The 19,208-nt window shown below is 72.0% G+C and carries 15 protein-coding genes; 7 read left to right on the top strand and 8 right to left on the bottom strand.

What is annotated here, in order from left to right; translation table 11 throughout:
* The first annotated feature begins 70 nt into the window (after nt 1-70).
* A complete protein-coding gene (locus ABT294_RS08670) occupies nt 71-790 on the top strand; it encodes an Rv1486c family protein (protein ID WP_350804529.1) in 720 nt (239 codons plus the stop codon).
* An 80-nt stretch (nt 791-870) separates the two neighbouring features.
* Here the strand turns inward: ABT294_RS08670 and ABT294_RS08675 are convergent, their stop codons facing one another.
* Nucleotides 871-1,488, bottom strand: a complete 618-nt coding sequence (locus ABT294_RS08675; RefSeq protein ID WP_350804530.1) for a response regulator — start codon at nt 1,486-1,488, stop codon at nt 871-873.
* On the bottom strand, nt 1,485-2,600 hold the full coding sequence (locus ABT294_RS08680; RefSeq protein WP_350804531.1) for a GAF domain-containing sensor histidine kinase: 1,116 nt from the start codon (nt 2,598-2,600) through the stop codon (nt 1,485-1,487). Before ABT294_RS08680 ends, ABT294_RS08675 begins: the two co-directional genes overlap by 4 nt.
* Nucleotides 2,601-2,693: 93 nt before the next feature.
* On the opposite strand from ABT294_RS08680, the gene ABT294_RS08685 reads away from it, so the two are divergent.
* The 3 genes from ABT294_RS08685 to serB are packed head-to-tail and all read left to right on the top strand — an operon-like array spanning nt 2,694 to nt 5,626.
* Nucleotides 2,694-3,350 carry an SDR family oxidoreductase gene (locus tag ABT294_RS08685; RefSeq protein WP_350804532.1) on the top strand — a complete coding sequence of 219 codons (657 nt, stop codon included), beginning with the start codon at nt 2,694-2,696 and terminating at the stop codon, nt 3,348-3,350.
* A complete protein-coding gene (locus ABT294_RS08690; protein ID WP_350804534.1) occupies nt 3,347-4,363 on the top strand; it encodes an S-adenosylmethionine:tRNA ribosyltransferase-isomerase in 1,017 nt (338 codons plus the stop codon). The genes ABT294_RS08685 and ABT294_RS08690 overlap by 4 nt, the downstream gene beginning before the upstream one ends.
* 45 nt (nt 4,364-4,408) lie before the next feature.
* The gene (gene serB, locus ABT294_RS08695; RefSeq protein ID WP_350804535.1) at nt 4,409-5,626 is read left to right on the top strand and encodes a phosphoserine phosphatase SerB; all 1,218 of its coding nucleotides are present in this window, start codon (nt 4,409-4,411) and stop codon (nt 5,624-5,626) included.
* Here the strand turns inward: serB and ABT294_RS08700 are convergent.
* The 5 genes from ABT294_RS08700 to ABT294_RS08720 all read right to left on the bottom strand — a co-directional run bounded on the left by ABT294_RS08700 (nt 5,616) and on the right by ABT294_RS08720 (nt 11,854).
* Nucleotides 5,616-7,685: an FUSC family protein gene (locus ABT294_RS08700; RefSeq protein ID WP_350804536.1), complete on the bottom strand. Its 2,070-nt coding sequence runs from the start codon at nt 7,683-7,685 to the stop codon at nt 5,616-5,618. The genes serB and ABT294_RS08700 overlap by 11 nt on opposite strands.
* A gap of 16 nt (nt 7,686-7,701) precedes the next feature.
* Nucleotides 7,702-8,169, bottom strand: coding sequence for a SixA phosphatase family protein (locus ABT294_RS08705; protein WP_350804538.1), 468 nt, complete (start codon nt 8,167-8,169; stop codon nt 7,702-7,704).
* A 223-nt stretch (nt 8,170-8,392) separates the two neighbouring features.
* Nucleotides 8,393-10,708, bottom strand: a complete 2,316-nt coding sequence (locus ABT294_RS08710) for a sodium-translocating pyrophosphatase (protein WP_350804539.1) — start codon at nt 10,706-10,708, stop codon at nt 8,393-8,395.
* Between the two features lie 367 nt (nt 10,709-11,075).
* On the bottom strand, nt 11,076-11,501 hold the full coding sequence (locus ABT294_RS08715; RefSeq protein WP_350804540.1) for an ATP-binding protein: 426 nt from the start codon (nt 11,499-11,501) through the stop codon (nt 11,076-11,078).
* Nucleotides 11,502-11,503: 2 nt separating this feature from the next.
* Entirely contained in the window at nt 11,504-11,854 is a 351-nt protein-coding gene (locus ABT294_RS08720; protein ID WP_020542579.1) for an STAS domain-containing protein, read from the bottom strand.
* Nucleotides 11,855-12,074: 220 nt separating this feature from the next.
* Between ABT294_RS08720 and ABT294_RS08725 the strand changes: the two genes are divergently transcribed.
* The gene (locus ABT294_RS08725; protein WP_502911990.1) at nt 12,075-14,393 is read left to right on the top strand and encodes a DEAD/DEAH box helicase; all 2,319 of its coding nucleotides are present in this window, start codon (nt 12,075-12,077) and stop codon (nt 14,391-14,393) included.
* A 19-nt stretch (nt 14,394-14,412) separates the two neighbouring features.
* Here the strand turns inward: ABT294_RS08725 and ABT294_RS08730 are convergent, their stop codons facing one another.
* Nucleotides 14,413-15,888, bottom strand: coding sequence for a hypothetical protein (locus tag ABT294_RS08730; RefSeq protein WP_350804542.1), 1,476 nt, complete (start codon nt 15,886-15,888; stop codon nt 14,413-14,415).
* Nucleotides 15,889-16,496: 608 nt separating this feature from the next.
* On the opposite strand from ABT294_RS08730, the gene ssd reads away from it, so the two are divergent.
* Nucleotides 16,497-17,534: a septum site-determining protein Ssd gene (gene ssd, locus ABT294_RS08735; protein WP_350804543.1), complete on the top strand. Its 1,038-nt coding sequence runs from the start codon at nt 16,497-16,499 to the stop codon at nt 17,532-17,534.
* 438 nt (nt 17,535-17,972) lie between these two features.
* Complete coding sequence (locus ABT294_RS08740) at nt 17,973-19,133, top strand: TadA family conjugal transfer-associated ATPase (RefSeq protein WP_350804544.1); 1,161 nt, start codon at nt 17,973-17,975, stop codon at nt 19,131-19,133.
* Nucleotides 19,134-19,208 lie beyond the last annotated feature (75 nt).

Consider the following 19,208-nt stretch of genomic DNA (forward strand, 5'->3'; position numbering starts at 1 on the left):
CCCAGGTCCTCTCCGTGGGGGTAACGCTCGGGGACAAACCTATTGCAGGGCGAGCGCTTATCGTGGACCGGTGCGCCCTGAATCGCCTTTCTGCCCCACGCTGGTCGCCTGGGGGAACGCCTGGCTCGCCGGTCACGTCGGTCTGGACGAGGCAGTCGATCACGCGGAAACCGTTGGCGGACCGGCCGTCGTCGGTGCGGTGTCGCTCCGCGGCTACCTCGCCGACCTGCGGTCCGACGGGCTCACGGAGCTCAGGCTCGCGCTTCCGGCGCCCGGCGACCCGCTCGGGCTGTCCGGCCCGCCGGAGTTCAACTCGGCCGCCATCGACGCGGGAGAAGCCGTCGTCGCCGTGCTGTCCGAGCGGTGCCTCGGCCTGGTGCCCGCGCCCGACCTGCGCGGCTCGTCCTACGTGGGGGTGCGGCTGGCGGTGCACGAGTCCCGTCCCGCGCGCCATGACCTGCCGTCCATGGCGGAGGCCGAGCAGGAGCTGTCGGCGGCGATCCGGTCCGCGACCGAGGCCCTGACGGACGTGGACGGCCCCGCGCAGGACCGTCCCGACCAGCTCGGACGCGCCGGCGGCGAGCTGGCGCCCGGCTACCCGGGGCGGGCGCACCGGCTGTCGGCCCTGGCGGCGAGGCTGGCCGCGGTGCTGCGGGTGGCCGACGAGCGGGGCCTCACCTCGGGGCAGATCGCCACCCGGGGGGCCGCCCTGCGCGAGCTCGACCGCGCGGTGCGGCGAGCGCTGGTGGCGGCGCACCACGCCATCTTCGAACCCCTCAGAAACCAGTAGCCGCCCAGGTGCGGAACCGCGTGGCGCAGTTGGCGCGTTTACCGGCAGCTCGCGGGCAAGGTCCGGGAGACGTGGGGTGTTCAGGCGAGGCCGTGGCGGACCGCGTAGAGGGCGGCCTGCGTGCGGTCCTGGACTCCGAGCTTCATCAGCACGTTCGAGACGTGCGTCTTGACCGTCTTCTCGGCCACGGCCAGGCTCCTGGCGATCTCCCTGTTGGACCGTCCGGCCGCGATCAGCGCCAGCACCTCGCGTTCCCGCTCGGTCAACGGCACCGGCGCGGACGGGGAGCCGCTCGCGCCCGCCAGCATCGCCTCCGCCGCCTCCGGCGCCAGCAGCACCTGCCCCCCGTGGACGGCCCGCACGGCCTGCGCCAGCGCCAGCGGATCGACGTCCTTGTAGAGGAACCCCGCCGCGCCCGCCCGCATCGCCGGCCCCACGTCGGTCCTGTCGCTCACCGAGGTCAGCACCACCACCCGGGTGGACGTGCCGGCGAGCTTCGCCAGCGCACCGAGCCCGTCGAGCACCGGCATCTTCAGGTCGAGCAGCAACACGTCCGGCGACAGCTGCCCGACCAGCTCGACGGCCTGCGCCCCGTCGGCCGCCTCGCCGACGATCGTGATGTCGTCCTGCAGGTCGAGAAAGGTCCGCAGGCCCTGCCGCACCACCGGATGATCGTCAGCGATCAGCACCCGGATCACACACCCACCTCCACCCGGACCGTGGTCCCGTCGCCTGCGGCCGAGTCGACGGTCAGCACGCCGCCGACCGACTCCGCCCTGTCTCGCATCGACTCCAGCCCCAGGCCGCGCGTCGCGTCGCGGACGAAACCGGCGCCGTCGTCGCGTACCGACAGCGCCAGCCTGCCGCCCTCGCGGGCGAGCCGCACCGAGATCCGCGCGGCGCCCGCGTGCCTGAACGCGTTGTGCAGCGCCTCCTGCGCGACACGCAGCAGGGCCACCTCGACCTCCGGATCGAGCGGCGGCAGCTCGTCGCACTCGAACGTGACGTCGGACGGGTGCAGCCGGTCCAGCATGCGCACATGCTTGCGCAACGTCTCGGCCAGGCCGTGCCTGTCGAGCTCGGCGGGACGCAACTCGACGATCACCGCGCGCAGCTCGGCCAGCGCCTCGCCCGCCAGCCGCTGCACCCGTTCCAGCTCGGCGGCGGCCTTGTCGGGGGCGCTGTGCAGCATGGTCGCGGCGGCCTGCGCGGTGAGCCTGAGTGAGAAGAGCTTCTGGGTGACGGCGTCGTGCAGCTCCCGCGCCATCCGGTTGCGCTCCTCCAGCATGGCCAGCTCGCGGCCCCGCTCGTACAGCCGGGCGTTGGTGAGCGCGATCGCGGCGTGCGCGGCGAACAGGGTGAGCAGCTCCTGGTCGGCCTCGGTGAAGCCGCCCGCGGTGCGCTTGTTGGCCAGGAAGATGATGCCGATCACCTGCTCGCCGTCGCGGATCGGGACTCCGAGGAAGTCCTTCATCACCGGGTGCGCCTTGGGCCACCACTCGAACCTGGGGTCGCTGCGCAGGTCGGGCAGCCTGGCAGGGGCCCCGTCGCGGAGCATCGCGCCGAGCATGCCATGCTGTCTCGGCAGCGGCCCGATCGCGTCCCACTGCTTGTCGGTGAGGCCCTCGGCGACGAACTCGGCGAACGACCCGTCGTCGTCGGGCACGCCGAGCGCGGCGTAGCGCGCGTCGAGCAGCCGCTGCGCGGAGCGGACGATGACCTGCAGCACCTCGCGCACCGACAGGTGGCGGGTGACCGCGAGCACGGCGGAGCTCACCGCCTGCAGGATCTCGTCTCGGTCGGACGTCACGGCACCCACTCTAGGGTCCTAGGACGAAAGCCCAGGATCGGGCAGGCCCTCAGCCCGATGCCGCGACAGGGCGCTCGTTCCTACCGTCGTGGCATGACGAACACCGCACTCATCACCGGCGCCTCCCGCGGTCTCGGCCTCGCTCTCGCGAGGTCGCTGGCGGGTGCGGGCTGGAATCTCGTGCTCACCGCGCGCGGCGCGGCCGACCTGGAGCGGGTCGCCGACGAGCTGGGCGCCACCGCGATCCCCGGCGACGTGACGGAGGCCGCCCACGTCCAGCGGCTGGCCGCCGCGGTCCCCGAGCTGGACCTGCTGGTCAACAACGCCGGCGACCTGGGCGTGACCCCGCTGCCGCCGATCGCGGGCTACCCGCTGGAGGCGTTCAGGGTGCTGCTGGAGACCAACGTGACGGCTCCGCTGGCGCTCATCCAGGCGACGCTGCCCGCGCTGCGCGCCCGCCGGGGGGCGATCGTGAACGTCACCTCCGACGCCGCCACGGGCGCGTACGAGGGCTGGGGCGGCTACGGCGCGACCAAGGCGGCGCTGGAGCAGCTGTCCAACGTGCTGTCGGCCGAGGAGCCGGAGCTGGCGGTCTGGTGGGTCGACCCGGGCGAGATGAACACCCGCATGCTGGCCGACGCGGTCGGCGCCGAGGACGCCGCCGCGGCCGCCGACCCGGCGAAGGTCGCGTCCGCGCTGCACGACCTGGTCAAGGCCCGTCCGGCCGGTGGCAGGGTGAGCCTGCAATGACCGCGGCCCTCGACTTCGCGCTGCCGGACGCGCTCTCCGCGCACGAACCTCCAGAGGCGAGAGGGCTGGACCGCGACGGAGTCCGGATGCTGGTCTCGCGCGGCGGCCTGCCGCCCGAACACCACCGCTTCACCGACCTGCCCGACCGGCTCGCGCCCGGCGACCTGGTCGTGGTCAACAACTCGGCGACGCTGCCCGCCGCCGTCCGGCTGGACCGGCTCGCCGTGCACTTCTCGACCGCGCGTGAGGACGGCACGTGGCTGGTCGAGCTGCGCCGCCGCACGGCGACGGCGTCGGAGCCGTACCAGGGAGGCGAGCCCGGCGAGTGGCTGCCCCTTCCCGGACGGGCCACGCTCAGGCTGCTCGGACGCGAGACCCCACGCCTGTGGCGGGCCGCGCTCGACCGGGACGTGGAGGCGTACCTGCGGGCGTACGGGATGCCGATCCGCTACTCCTACGTCAGCCGCGACTGGCCGATCGAGTCCTACCAGACGGTGTTCGCGACCGTGCCGGGCAGCGCGGAGATGCCCAGCGCTGGACGTCCCTTCAGCGCCGACCTGGTCACGGCGCTGGTGTCGCGCGGCGTCGGGATCGCCCCGATCACCCTGCACACCGGCGTGGCGTCCGCCGAGAAGGACGAACCGCCCTACGCCGAGCGGTACGAGGTGCCCGAGCACACGGCCAGGCAGGTCAACCTGGTCAGGGAGGGCGGCGGCCGGGTGGTGGCCGCGGGCACGACCGTGGTGCGCGCGCTGGAGACGGCTGTGGGCACCGACGGCCTGGTGACCGCCTCCGCGGGCTGGACCAGGCACGTCGTCACGCCGGAGACCGGCGTCAGGGCCGTCACGGGGCTGATCACCGGGCTGCACGAGCCGCGCTCCAGCCACCTGATGATGCTGACCGCGCTGGCCGGCCGGGAACCGCTCGCGCGCGCCTACGAGGCCGCGCTACAGGAGAGGTACCTGTGGCACGAGTTTGGAGATACCCATCTGATACTGATGTCCGAATGGTGAGCCTGCCGCACGAGTAGTGGAGCAGGAGCAGTACCGTGGCTGAATGTGGACCAGCGCACCCTCCTGATCACTCTCACCGGGCCTGACCGTCCCGGCGTCACCTCCAGGCTCTTCTCGGTGCTCTCCGGGTTCCCGGTGACCGTGGCCGACATCGAGCAGGTCGTCATCCGTGGCAGGCTCACGCTCGGCGTGCTCGTGGCCTACGCCGGCGGCCCCTCCACCGGCACAGGCAGCACGCTCGGCGCCATGTGGACCGCCGTCGAGGGGGTCGCGGAAGACCTCGGCATGGAGGTCGAGCTCTCCACCGGCTCGCAGGCCAAGGAGGCGCGCCGCCGCGGCAGGCTCTCGGTCAGCGTGCTCGGCACGACGCTCGCCCCCGCCGCCATCGCCGGCATCTCCGGGCGCATCGCCGCCGCCGGGGCCAACATCGACCGCATCGAGCGGCTCGCCCAGTGGCCGGTCACCTGCATCGAGCTGTCGGTCTCCGGCGCCAACCCCGACGCGCTCCGCATCGAGCTGGCCGCCGAGGCCGCCCTGCAGCAGGTGGACGTGGCCGTCCAGCGCACCGGCCTGTCGCGGCGGGCCAAGCGGCTGATCGTCATGGACGTCGACTCGACCCTGATCCAGGGCGAGGTCATCGAGCTGCTGGCGGCGCACGCGGGCTGCCTGGAGGAGGTCGCCAAGGTCACCGAGGAGGCGATGCGCGGAGAGCTGGACTTCGCCGAGTCGCTGCGCCGCAGGGTCGCGCTGCTCGAAGGGCTGCCCGCGGAGGTCTTCGAACGGGTCCGCCAGGAGGTCGTGCTCACGCCCGGCGCCCGGACCCTGGTGCGCACGCTCAAGCGGCTCGACTACCGGTTCGCGATCGTCAGCGGCGGCTTCACCCAGATCACCGACACCCTGGTGGAAGACCTCGGCATCGACTACTCGGCGGCCAACGTCCTGGAGGTCGTCGACGGCAGGCTGACGGGCAAGGTCGTCGGCGAGATCGTCGACCGTCCGGGGAAGGCGCGCGCGCTGGAGCGCTTCGCCAAGGAGGCCGGCCTGCCGATCAGCCAGACGGTGGCGATCGGCGACGGCGCCAACGACCTGGACATGATCGCCGCCGCCGGGCTCGGCATCGCGTTCAACGCCAAGCCGGTCGTCCGGCAGGCCGCCGACACCGCCGTGAACACGCCGTACCTCGACGCGATCCTCTACCTGCTCGGCATCTCGCGGGACGAGGTCGAGGCCGCCGACGCGGAGGACGGCGCCCTCACGTCGTGACCAGCCTGGCCAGGTCGAGGGCGTCGGCGCAGAGCGACTTGAGCGCCGGGTGCGCGGCGACCGCGTGGCGCAGCTCGCGACGTACCGCCGACGACTCACCCGCCGCCGCCTCCTGCATCAGCGAGCTGACCTCGCCTGCCAGCTCGGCCAGCCCGGCCTCGAACGCGTCCAGGTGCGGGGGCGGCTTGTCGTCGCCCACCGCCTCCGCCACGGCGGCCAGCCGGTCGCCCACTGCGTCGAGCACCGCCGCGGTGGCGTCGGAGCCCTCCGCTGAGCCGCGCAGCACGGCCGCCAGCAGGATCGCGTCGTCGCGCAGCTTCCTCGCCAGCGTCACCGCCTCGCGCAGCTCCTGCGGCGCCCGGCCGCCCGGCTCCTTCTCCAGCTTGTCGAGCGCGCCGCCGAGCCGCTCGGCCGCCTGGCCCGCCGCGTCGGCGCGGCCGGGGATGCCGCCGAGGTCCCGCTCGGCCAGCGCCCGCACCAGCAGGGCGTGCTCGCGCAGCAGGTCCGCGGTCAGCCCGCGCAGCCTGCTCGACTGGCCGTGCGGCCAGAGCACCCGGGCCGCGACCAGGGCGAGCACGCCGCCTCCCATGGTCAGCAGGATCCGGAACCCGGCGGCCCGCCAGTCGAGCCTGGTGGAGTAGTCGGTGAGCATCATGGCCAGCGGCGTCGCGAAGACCGACCAATAGGCGAAGCTCACCTCCCGCAGCGCGTAGCCGAACGTGGCGAAGACCAGGACGGTGATCGCGATCATGTACGCCCCGGGCACCGCCACGAGGATGACCGCGGCCACCACCGCCCCCAGCACGGTGCCCGTCACCCGCAGCACCACCCGGTACACCGTGTCGCCGTAGGTGGAGCGCAGACCCAGCAGCACGGTGAAGACGAACCACTTGCCGTAGTGCTCGTGCAGGCCGAGCATCAGCGCCATCGCGACGGCCACCGCCAGGCCGAGCCGTCCCGCGTGCTCCGGCTCCTGGCGGCCTGTCTGGGGCGTCCAGCCGTGCCTGGGCTGCTCGCGACCGGCCGTCGGGGGCCAGGTGAGGCGGGGCAGCCTGGCCGGGGCCTGCACCCCGTCGGAGGCGAGCAGGCCGACCGTGCGCACGGCCACCACGATGCGGTCGAAACAGCGCCGCACCTGGCCGAGCAGCGCGACCCTGCGCAGCGACGCGGGGTCGGTCCTGCCGAGCGCCCGCAGCCCGGCGCTCCGCTCGGCGAACGCGGCCGTCGCCGCCAGCGCGGCCGGGACGCTCGCGGCGCTGCCTGCGGCGCTCTCGCGCAGCGCCCGCGACAGCGCCGCCACGACCTCGTCGATCTGCTCCCGGTCGTCGGTCGCCTGGACCCGCAGCCCCCGCAGAGCCACCGTTTCATGAAATATCCGGACGAGGAGCTGGACGTAGGCATCGGCCGAACGGTCGCTGTCCTCGTCACTGTGGAACGACGCCGAGGCCGTGCCCGCGGCGTCGAGCGCCTTCGACGCCCGGTCCCTGAGCTCCCCCCACCGCTCCTCGGGCTCCGCGATCCCGTCGAGCAGGGCGGCCAGGGTGTCGGTCGCCGCGTTGAACGCGTCCTTCAGCGGGTGCAGCCGCCGTACCGGCCACAGGGCCAGCGCCGCCGCCGCGTACAGGACCCCGCCGGCCGCCATCTCGCCCGGCAGGCGGAAGCCGGCGGGAACCGCGAGGTAGACGCCGACGACGGTGGCGAGCACGGGCGGCGTCCCGACCAGCCGGAACCTCCCCGCCACGGCCGCCAGCAGCCCGACCACCACCACGGCCAGCCCCGGGTACGGCCCGACGAGCAGCCCCAGCCAGCAGCCCGCCGAGATGAGGACGATCTTGACGGCCAGAGTCCTGGCCCGCCTGGCGTACGGCTTGCCGTAGTTGTCGCCGAACGCGGCCAGGTAGGCGCCGAGCGCGACGAACGCGCCGGTGTTCGGCCAGCCCGCGAGCGTCCCGACGAACAGCGGCGCCGAGATGACCGACCCGCACAGCAGCCCGTACCCCCACGGCGGCCGCGCGGGCAGCGAGAAGCCCTTGCGCAGTGCTCGCGCGGCCCCCCGCATGATCGCTCGCCCCTGGTCAGTGCTCCTTGGGATCCCAGCGCCTCACCAGGTCTCCCTCCCCTGGCCACAGGTCTACCCAGGCAGACGGGGTGCGGATCACCGCGAAGGAGCCCGGCCTGAACTCGTACTCGCCCCCGGCCAGGCTCATCGCCAGCTCGTGCACGCCCGGGTTGTGCCCGCACAGCACCACGGTCTCCAGCTCCGGCTCGATCCGCTGCACGAGCTCGAGCAGGTCCTCGGGGTGGGCCAGGTAGATGTCGCGCTCGTAGCTGACCTCGGCCCCGGGGAAGGCCAGCTCGGCGGTGCGGCGGGTACGCACCGACGGCGAGCAGAGCACGGCGTCGGGCCTCAGCCCCATGGCCCTGATCTCGTCGCCGGCCCGCCTGGCGTCGCGCTCTCCCCTGCCGGTCAGCGGTCGGTCGCGGTCCGCCAGGCCCGGCAGGTGGGCGGCCTTGGCGTGCCTGAGCACGATCAGCGTCGGCACCGGGTCACGCTCCTCTCGACGCCCATATCGCCAGCCCGGCGATCACGGCCAGGATCACCACCATCGCGAGCAGGATGAAGGCCAGCGCCTTTCCGCCGTTGGGCTGCTTGTCGTCCATTCGCCAAGTCTCCCACCGCCTCCTGGAGGTCCCCCATCCCGACCTCGCCCGCGCAACGGAACGCCCGCCTCCCCGGCGCGGGAGAGGCGGGCGTTCCGGGTCGGGTCAGCTGCCTACCGGCTGGTGTTCCCGGTTGTTGTTGCTGGCCGGCTCCGTGGTGACGGAGCGGCGCTTGGAGACGATGATCGCGCCGACGACGACCGCCACCGCGACGACCGTGACGCCGACGCGCAGCGCCGGGTTGCCCGCGTAGAGGACGACGGCGGGGGCCACCAGCAGCGCCACCAGGTTCATCACCTTGATGAGCGGGTTGATGGCGGGGCCGGCGGTGTCCTTGAACGGGTCGCCGACCGTGTCGCCGATGACCGTGGCCGCGTGGGCCTCGGAGCCCTTGCCGCCGTGGTGACCGTCCTCGACCAGCTTCTTGGCGTTGTCCCAGGCGCCGCCCGAGTTGGCCAGGAAGACGGCCATGAGCGTGCCGCAGGCGATGGCGCCCGCCAGGAACGCGCCCAGCGGCGCGTAGCCGAGTGCGAAGCCGACCGCGATCGGCGTCATGACCGCCAGCAGGCCGGGCGTGGCCAGCTCGCGGAGCGAGTCGCGGGTGCAGATGTCGACGACGCGGCCGTACTCGGGCGTCTCCGAGCCGTCCATGATGCCGGGCTTGTTGCGGAACTGGTCGCGGACCTCGAAGACGACGCGCATCGCGGCCCGTCCGACGGCCATGATCGCCAGGCCGGAGAACAGGAACACGACCGCCGCGCCGATGATCAGTCCGACCAGCACGTTGGGCTGGTCGATGCTGAGGCTGAACCGCTGGAAGGCGCCCAGCGCCTCCTTGACCGGTTGGGTGGCCTGCGCCAGCTGCGTCTCCACGGCCGTGCGGAACGCGCCGAACAGCGCGGTCGCGGCGAGCACGGCGGTGGCGATCGCGATGCCCTTGGTGATCGCCTTGGTGGTGTTGCCGACCGCGTCCAGGCTGGTGAGGACGCGGGCGCCCTCGCCCTCCACGTCGCCGGACATCTCGGCGATGCCCTGCGCGTTGTCGGAGACCGGGCCGAAGGTGTCCATGGACACGATGACGCCGACCGTGGTCAGCAGGCCGGTGCCCGCCAGCGCGACAGCGAACAGCGCGATCGTCACGTTCCCGAAGCCCAGCAGGAACGCGCCGTAGACCGCGCCGCCGATGATCAGCGCCGAGTAGACGGCCGACTCCAGGCCGACGCTGATGCCCGCCAGGATGACGGTCGCCGGGCCGGTGGCGGAGCTCTCGCCGATCTCGCGGACCGGCCGCCTGTTCGTCTCGGTGAAGTAGCCGGTCAGCAGCTGGATGGCGCTGGCCAGGACCAGCCCGATGAGCACCGCGCCGATGGCGATGAGCCGCGGGTTGGCGTCGGACTGCACGACCGAGCCGGTCAGCGCGGAGAAGCTGCTGGGCAGGTACCAGAACGCCGCCGCCGCGACCAGGACCGCGGAGATCGCGGCCGACAGGAAGAAGCTGCGGTTGATGGCGGCCATCCCGCTGCGGTCGCGGTCGCGCATGCCGGTGACGAAGATGCCGATGATCGCGGTGAGCACGCCGATCATCGGGACGATCAGCGGGAAGATCAAGCCCTGCTCGCCGAACGCCACCTTGCCCAGGATCAGGCTGGCGACCAGCATGACCGCGTACGACTCGAACAGGTCGGCCGCCATGCCGGCGCAGTCGCCGACGTTGTCGCCCACGTTGTCGGCGATGGTCGCCGCGTTGCGCGGGTCGTCCTCGGGGATGCCCTGCTCGACCTTGCCGACCAGGTCGGCGCCGACGTCGGCGGCCTTGGTGAAGATGCCGCCGCCGACTCGCATGAACATCGCGAGCAGCGCCGCGCCGAAGCCGAACCCTTCGAGCACGCCGGGCGCGTCACCCTGGTAGACGAAGACGACGACCGCCGCGCCCAACAGGCCGAGGCCGACGGTGAACATCCCGGCCACGCCGCCCGTGCGGAAGGCGATGCGCATGGCCCGCTTCTCGCCGGAGTCGCGGGCCGCGGCGGCGACGCGCACGTTTCCGCGCACGGCCAGCCACATGCCCATGAATCCGGTCAACGCGGAGAACACCGCCCCGACCACGAAGAAGATCGAGCGGCCGATGCGCACATCGGTCTCGCCCGGTAGCAGGAACAGGAGGAAAGGAATCACGACGACGAAGATCGCCAGCGTGCGGAACTGCCGCGTCAGGTAGGCGGCGGCCCCCTCTTGGACGGCACGGGCGATGTTCTGCATGCGCTCCGTGCCTTGATCGGCGGACAGCACTTCGCGCACCAAGCCGCCGGCGACGGCAAGGGCGATCAGTGCGACCGCGGCGACCACGATCACGATGGTGAGATTGTTTCCGCTCAGGGCCAGATTGGACGCTGGCTCGGCGGCCAGCACGTGCCTGATCATCGTTCTCCTCGGCAAGACCGGTCGTCCTGCCCGGGTGGTGCTGCGATCTACGGCTGGGCGGGTGCGGCACCATCCGGGTTGTGGGTGCCGCTTCCGGTTGAGTCCGCAGTCGCGCCGGATCACCTTGGCCGGTGCCGGGAGTCTACGCAGCACCTGAGCGGATATGAAGGCTATAAGGGCGGCTAATTATGCGCCCGTCCAGTAATCCCCTGTCAGGAAGGCGATTTGGGAAGTGAGATGGCAAATATCCATCGGTATACGGCCCTGACAACCCCAGGAAAGGACACGCCCGAAACTCGGGGAGTTTCGGGCGTGGATGTGGCAGGGAGGCCACGGCCGACCACCGCGGGCCGGAAGGGGGGAGGTGCTACGCGTGCCCGTTGGGCGCGGCGGGCCAGCTCATCCGGATACGCATGCCCTTGGGGCTGGGGAAGACTTCGACGTCGTCCGCCAGGCCCGCGATGACCGCGATGCCGAAGCCCGACATGAACGAGTCGGAGAGCATGCCAAGGTCGAGCGGTTGTTCCTGTTTGATCTCATCACTGGGGGCCTGGTCGGTGACCGTGACCTCGAACCGCCCCGAGTCGTCGCGAAGCTCGATGCGGATGGGCTCGCCCGGGCAGTGGGCGCGGTGCGCCTCGACCGCCCGGGAACACGCCTCACCCACGGCGAGCCGGACTTCGTCCAGGAGCGACTCCTCCACGCCGGTGCGCCTGGCGATCGCCGTGGCGACCAGCCGTGCGGTCCGCACGTGCGCGGGGAGTGCGCTGAACGTCAGCTCGACGGTAGCCATGACTACTTGTCTTTGCCGTGAGCTTCCTTGGCCTCGTCGACCGAAGCGTAGATCCCGAAGACCTTGGTCAGGCCGGTGATCCGGAAGATCTTCAGGATGCGCTCCTGCGTGCAGACGAGCTCCAGGGAGCCGTCGTGCGCCCGAACTCGCTTGAGCCCCCCGACCAGGACGCCAAGACCCGTCGAGTCGAGGAAGTCGACCTTCTCCATGTTCACGAGAAGGTGGAAGTTGCCCTTGTTCACCAGGTCGATGAGGAGCTCACGCAATCTCGGCGCCGTGTAGACATCGATCTCACCCTCGACCTCGACGATGGTGAGTCGGTCCTCGTTGTGGTGATCCAACTTCAGATCCACAGATCCTCCAGCGCCTCGCCTGCGAAAGTACCCTTGCGGGCCTGGCAGTCTGGAGCCTGGCTCCAGACCGTCCGACCCTGACGCGCGGCATTCAACCACGCGTCTGGCTTGTGTCTATACGAAATCACGATTCCCGGCGACTTTGCCCACGGATGCCAGACTGGAAACAGTGACTTCTTCCGCTACCTCCCCACACCGAGCAGGTCCACTCCTCGACCGTCTGCTCGGCGTTCCGGCACGTCATGAGCGTGTCACTCATGTGGAGCATGTTCCAGCACGTCAGGCAGGTCAAGTGCGATGGCCGAAATGGGCGCCGGAAGTGCTCGTTACGCGCTTGGCGAACCGGGGCGTCACGGGATTGTGGCCACACCAGTACGAAGCCGCCGACCTGGCGCATCGTGGCCGAAACGTGATCATCTCCACGGGAACGGCGTCGGGCAAGTCGCTCGCGTACCTGACCCCCGCCGTCGCGTCCTGCCTCGACGGAGGCACGGTCCTCTACCTCACGCCGACCAAGGCCCTGGCAGCCGACCAGCTCCGGGGGCTGCGCGAGCTGCGCATCACGCAGGTCCGGGCGGCCTCCTTCGACGGTGACACGCCGTTCGAGGAGCGCACCTGGGTCCGCCAGCACGCCAACTACGTACTGACAAATCCCGACATGCTGCATCGGAGTGTCCTGCCCCGGCACTCCCAGTGGTCGTCCTTCTTCCGCCGCCTCCGGCTCGTGGTGGTCGACGAGTGCCACGGCTACCGGGGCGTGTTCGGCTCGCACGTCGCCCAGATCCTGCGCCGCCTGCGCCGGGTCTGCGCCAAGTACGGCTCGCAGCCGGCGTTCCTCCTGGCTTCCGCCACGGCCAGCGAGCCCGGCGCCTTCGCGATGCGCCTGACGGGCCTTGAGATGGACGAGGTGACCTCCGACGCGTCCCCCAAGGGTGCTACCACCATCGCGCTCTGGGAGCCGCCCCTGACGGAACTCCGGGGCGAGGGAGGGGCTCCGGTCCGCCGCACGGCCACGGCCGAGACGGCCGACCTGCTGGCGGACCTCGTCCTGGCGGACGTCCGCACCCTCGCGTTCGTCCGCAGCAGGCGCGGCGCGGAGACGGTGGCGCTCACCGCCCGCGCCAAGCTCGCCGACGTCGCCCACTCCCTCCGCCACGCCGTCCCCGCGCCCACCCCGCCCGAACCCGTCGCGGAGCAGCCCGACGCGCTCGCCGACCTCCCCGGGAAGATCGCCGCCTACCGGGCCGGATACCTGGCGGAAGACCGGCGCCTCCTGGAGAAGGCCCTGCGGTCGGGCGCCCTGATGGGCCTGGCCACCACGAACGCCCTCGAGCTCGGCGTGGACGTCTCCGGCCTCGACGCCGTCCTCATCGCCGGCTGGCCGGGCACCCGCGCCTCCCTCTGGCAGCAGGCGGGCCGCGCGGGACGTGCGGGCCAGGACGCGCTCGCCGTCCTCATCGCGAGGGACGACCCCCTCGACACGTACCTCGTCCACCACCCCCAGGCCCTGTTCGGCCGACCGGTCGAGGCGATCGTGCTGGACCCCGACAACCCGTACGTCCTCGGCCCCCACCTGTGCGCGGCCGCCGCCGAGATCCCCCTGACGGAGGCCGACCTGCCGGTGTTCGGCGACACCGCCGCGACCGTCCTCGACGCCCTCGTGTCCGACGGGCTGCTGCGCAGACGTCCCGCGGGCTGGTTCTGGACGAGGCGCGAACGCGCGACCGACCTCGCCGACATCAGGGGCGGCGGCGGAGCGCCGATCCAGGTGGTCGAGTCCGGCACCGGCCGCCTCCTGGGCAGCGTCGACGAGCCGTCCGCGCACACCACCGTCCACACCGGCGCGGTCTACCTGCACCAGGGCGAGACGTTCCTGGTCGAAACGCTCGACCTGGACGCCGGGGTCGCCCTGGTGTCGAACGCCGATCCCGACTACACGACCTTCGCCAGGGACGTGACGGACATCTCGGTCCTCGCCTCGTCGAGGTCGCACGACCTGGGCCCCGGCAGGCTGCACTTCGGCGAGGTCGAGGTCACCCGGCAGGTGGTCTCGTACCTCAAGCGGCGCGTCCAGTCGGGCGAGATGCTCGGCGACGAGCCGCTGGACCTGCCCCCGCGCACCCTGCGCACCCGAGCCGTCTGGTGGACCCTGCCGGCCTCCCAGGTGGCCGCCCTGGCCGAGGAGGGCTTCGACCTCGGCGGGGCCGCGCACGCCGCCGAGCACGCCTCGATCGGCCTGCTCCCGCTCTTCGCCACCTGCGACAGATGGGACATCGGCGGCGTCTCCACCGAGCTGCACGCCGACACGGGCCTGCTCACCGTGTTCGTGTACGACGGCCACGAGGGCGGCGCGGGCTTCGCGGAACGCGGCTACGCCAGGGCGTCCGACTGGCTGACGGCCACCCGGGAGGCCATCGCGTCGTGCGAGTGCGAGCGCGGCTGCCCGTCGTGCATCCAGTCACCGAAGTGCGGCAACGGCAACGAGCCCCTGGACAAGCGCGGCGCCATCCGCCTTCTTGACATCCTTCTCGACGCCTGACCCAGCGATTCGGACAGGTCTAGCTGTCACCGCCGCGATGAAGGCGGCCCGCGACGGCGTTCTCCTCGTCGTCCGCGGCCCAGAACTCCGCCTCGCCCGGCAGCGGACGCTCCCAGAAGCCGCTGTCCTCCATCGCCCTGGGCGAGGGCGGGAGATAGTCGTCCCAGCGGTCCTCGATGCGCACGGCCGGCGGGGTGACGGACGGCTCGGCCAGCACGGTCACCGAAGAACTCGGCAGCGCGATCCGGACAGGCTCCTTGGGGGCGTGTCCGGCGTCCTGGCCGAGGTGGCGCGGACGCTCGGGACCCGCCTCCGGTTGCTCGGCCTTCGGCCGGGTCCTGGCGACCGCCAGGACCACCGCGGGACGGCGCGGCGCCGTCGCGGTCGGCGGGACGCTGTCGCCGCCCTGCTGCTGCGCCGCCGCGGGCGCGGGGGCTGGCGCCGGGCCTCCCGAGGCGGCCGCCAGCGACCGCCTGCGGGCCCACGCGCCGGCGTGCGCGGCCAGGAGCAGCAACAGGAGCCCGCCCGCGATGTAGACGCCGTACTGTCCCACGTTGCCCAGCGGCGACGCCGACGCCTGCGCCTGCGACGTCACCTGCTCCTTCGCCCCTTCGGGCGTTACGCCGTCGGTCGTGGGGCCTGCGGTCGGGATCGGCAGGTTGCCCTTCGGATCGGTATCGGGCATCGCGGGCAGTTTGGTAGTTGTCGCCCGCTTGTGGGTGGGCGTGACCGTCGGCTGGGTCCGCCTCTTCAGCGTCGGCAGGGTCTCGACGCCCTTCTTCGGCGTCCGCCGGGTGTCGGCGGCGGTCTTCTTCGGCGTGGCCGTCGGCGGGGCGGGGACCGTCACGTACGCGGCGCCGGAGCTGCCCGACTCGATCGAACCGCCGTCGCCGTCGCCCCTGAACGCCTTGACCGTGAACCCCACCCGCTGGCCGGCCGCCCTGGCGGGCACGGCGAGCACCGCCTTGCAGGACGAACCCGAGCAGGCGCTGTCGACAGGCATCCTGCCCACGATCCCCGACTGGCTGGTGGACACCTCGTACGACTGGAGGTCGGGCTCGGCGCCCTTGCTCCAGGTCACCTCGACCTTCTCCGCGCCCCGCAGCGTCGCCGACACGCCGCTCGGCGGCGAGGCGGGACGTCTGAGCTTGAACGACCTGGTGTCGTAGGTGGAGCTGGTGAGCTCGCCTTTGAGGGTGACGGTGAAGGTCCCGTTGGGGGCGTCGCCCGCGTCGAACGTGCCCGACAGCGTCTGGTTGGCGCCGCCTCCGGCGATCTTCTGCTTCGCGGTCGAGGGGCCTTCCACGTACAGGCCCATGGTGAGCTGCATGATCCCGGTACGCGCGGAGATCTGCACGGACCCGGTGGACACGACCTCGCCGTCGGAGGGGGAGGTGATCTGTCCGGAGGTGTCCGCCGCCCACGCGGGCCCGGCGAGCGCCACGGACGTCGCCACGATCGCCGTCGCGGCCACCACTCTGCCAACCACCGTCACGACGCTTCCCTCCATCGCGGTGATAACCGGAAGTGCGTTACGCCCCGGGCCTTGGCGACTCCTTCTCGGCGGCCCAAGAACTCTGTCGCGGACGGCATGGAGCGAGGGTAAGCGCGACCTTATGTGAGATAACTAACTCTTGGACACTCCGTCTAAGAAGTCGTGATTCGATTGCGACATTGCCTCATAGGTCACAGGGTTCACTTATTGGCGAGATTTGCATTTTGACCCATTTTGAGAGCTAAGCCCCTCCTTCCCTGTCAACTTCCCGGGGCGTAGAGCTCATCCGCCATCCCACCCTGCGAGCCGTCTCGCGTACCGCGCGACCGCCGTCCCCCTGCCTCCCCGCGTACCGCGCGACCGCCACCCCCCAGCCTCCCCGCGTACCGCGCGACCGCCGTCCCCCAGCCTGCCCGCGTACCGCGCGACCGCCACCCCCCAGCCTGCCCGCGTGCGACTCGACCGTCCATCGACAGCCCGTGGGCGAATGTGCTCCGTCCACAGGCTGAGAGTCGAGGCGGAGCTCCATCCACAGAATCTGATTCGGCACGTCGCGACCACGCCCACGCGGATCAGGCTGACCTCCCGAAACCAAGGGAGGCACCCTGATGAACCGGCCGCTGGTCATCACCGACGACCACGAACTGCTCGACGACCTCGTCCGCATCGCCGCAGCGGCCGGGGCCCACCTCGACGTGGCCCACACCCCCGCCCACGCCCGCCCGTTCTGGAACCTCGCCCCCATGGTGGTGGTCGGCGGCGACCTGGCCGACGAGGTGGCCACCTTCTCGCCGCCCGCGCGAGACCGGGTCCTGCTGGTGACCCGCACCCCGGAGCCCGACACCTGGCGGCGCTGCGTCGCCGTGGGCGCGCAGGCCGTGGTCGACCTGCCGGGCGGCGAGCGCCGCCTGGTGGAGGAGTTCGCCGACGCGATGGAGCCAGAGCCGCGCTCCGGCGCGATCATCTGCGTCGTCGGCGGACGAGGCGGGGCAGGCGCGAGCGTCCTGTCGGCGTGCCTGGCCCTACGCGCGTCCGGCGACGGCCTCCGCACGCTGCTGATCGACGCCGATCCGCTGGGTGGCGGCATCGACGCGCTACTCGGCCACGAGGAGGCCGCGGGAGCGCGCTGGCGAGACCTCGTGGCCCGCGAAGGCCGGGTCAGTTCCACGGCCCTCCACCGCGCCCTACCGTCCTTCGGCGAACTGTCGGTGCTCTCGTTCCATCGCGGCGAGGTGCGTCCCATACCCGCCCAGGCGATGCGCTCGGTCCTGGAGGCAGGCCACCGCGGCTTCGACCTGGTGGTGGTCGACCTGCCACGGCACCTCGACGCCGCCGCGGCAGAGGCCTTGAGCAGGTCGACCACAACGCTCCTGGTGGCGACGGCAGACGTCCGCGGCGTGCTGGCCGCCTCCCAGGTCCTGACGGAGCTGAACCACCACACGTCCGACGTCCGCGCCGTCCTACGCCCCGGCGTCCTCCAGGAGGATGTGGCCGCCTCCGCGCTCGGCATTCCCCCAGCAGGCCACCTCCCCGACCAATCACGCCTCACAGCCACGCTCAACCGCGGCGAACTCCCCAAACTCGGCCCCCGCACCGCCCTCGGCGCCCTCTGCACATCCCTGCTCCGCGACCTACTCCCCTCCTGAACGAGGGGGTTCCCACAGCCACCCGTGAGCCTTCCTGCCTCACCGCCGACCGCCCGCCAGAGAGGAACTCGCCACCTTGAGGTCTCACACCGGCTCCACAGGCGTTTCAGCTCTCCGCCGGCACGGCGGCGAGGACACCGAAGACCATTCCTTCGGCAGCTTGGCTATCGCCACCGTCGCACGCAGTACCGAATGCTGCGGCACTGCGCAGCGTTGCCTCCCCCGCCTGAAAACGGGGTTTCCACGCTCGAGGAGCCTCGATGAACACCACCAACCCCACACCAGCGCCTGCTACCAACCGCACACACCACCAGCTCCGCACCCGCGCCTGCATCCGCGAGGGCCCACGGCAGCGAACGCCCTGTCATGGCCCACGCCCGCAGGTACATCACCTCAGCTCCCCGACGCGACACGTATCCGGCTGATCCGAGCGGCCCCATGAACGCGACAGTCTCCCCCGAGCTGGTGGAGGCGGTACGGGTGCGCCTGGCGCGGGCCGGCGTGGAGCCCAGCGCCGCGCAGGTGGCCGTCGCGCTACGCGCCGAACGATCGGTGTACGGCGACGCCGAGATCCTCGCGGTCGCCCGGGCGCTCTGCGCGGACCTGATCGGAGCGGGCCCGCTGGAGCCGCTGCTGGCGCGGCCCGACGTAACGGACGTCCTCGTCAACGGCCCCCGCGAGGTCTGGATCGACGACGGCCGCGGGCTGCGACGCGCGCCGGTGACCTTCCCCGACGAAACGGCGGTACGCAAACTGGCCCAACGCCTGGCGGCCAGCGCCGGAAGACGTCTCGACGACGCCTCACCGTACGTGGACGCCCGGCTCGCGGGAGGCGTCCGCCTGCACGCCGTCCTGCCGCCGATCGCCTCGGGCGGCACCTGCGTGTCGCTCCGGCTCCCGCCACGCCGCACCTTCACCCTGACGGATCTGGTGGCGGCGGGCACGATCCTGCCTCCAGCGGTTCCGCTGTTGACGGCGATGGTGACGGCCAGGCTGGCGTTCCTGGTGACCGGCGGCACAGGCACCGGCAAGACGACCGTCCTCGCCGCGTTGCTGTCACTCGCCGACCCCGGCGAGCGCCTCCTCCTGGTGGAGGACTCAGCCGAGCTTCGCCCGCTCCACCCGCACGTGGTCCGCCTCGAGTCGAGACCGGCCAACCTGGAGGGCGCGGGCGGCGTGGGGCTGCGCGACCTGGTCCGGCAGGCGCTGCGGATGCGTCCCGATCGCGTGGTGGTCGGCGAGGTCCGAGGAGCCGAGGTGGTGGACCTGCTGGCCGCCCTCAACACCGGCCACGAGGGCGGCTGCGGCACCTTGCACGCGAACACGGCGGCCGATGTACCGCCCAGGCTCGAGGCGCTGGGCTGCGCGGCGGGGCTGAGCAGGGACGCCGTCCACAGCCAGCTCGCCGCCGCCCTGGACGTGGTCATCCACCTCACACGCGACCGCGCCGACGGCCGTCGGCGCATCTCGGAGGTCTCCCTGTTCTCCAGAACCGCGCAAGGGTACGTCCAAACCGTCCCCGCTCTCACCTTCGACCAGGCAGGCCGCTCGGCTATCGGCCCCGGCTACGAGCTCCTGGCGAAGCGGACATCATCATGACGGCAGCACTGCTGGCCACGTTTTCCACAGCCCTGGCCGTTTGGCTGTGGACAGGGCCCGACCCCGCGACCACGC

The organism is Nonomuraea sp. NPDC000554, assembly GCF_040300065.1.
Taxonomy (GTDB): domain Bacteria; phylum Actinomycetota; class Actinomycetes; order Streptosporangiales; family Streptosporangiaceae; genus Nonomuraea.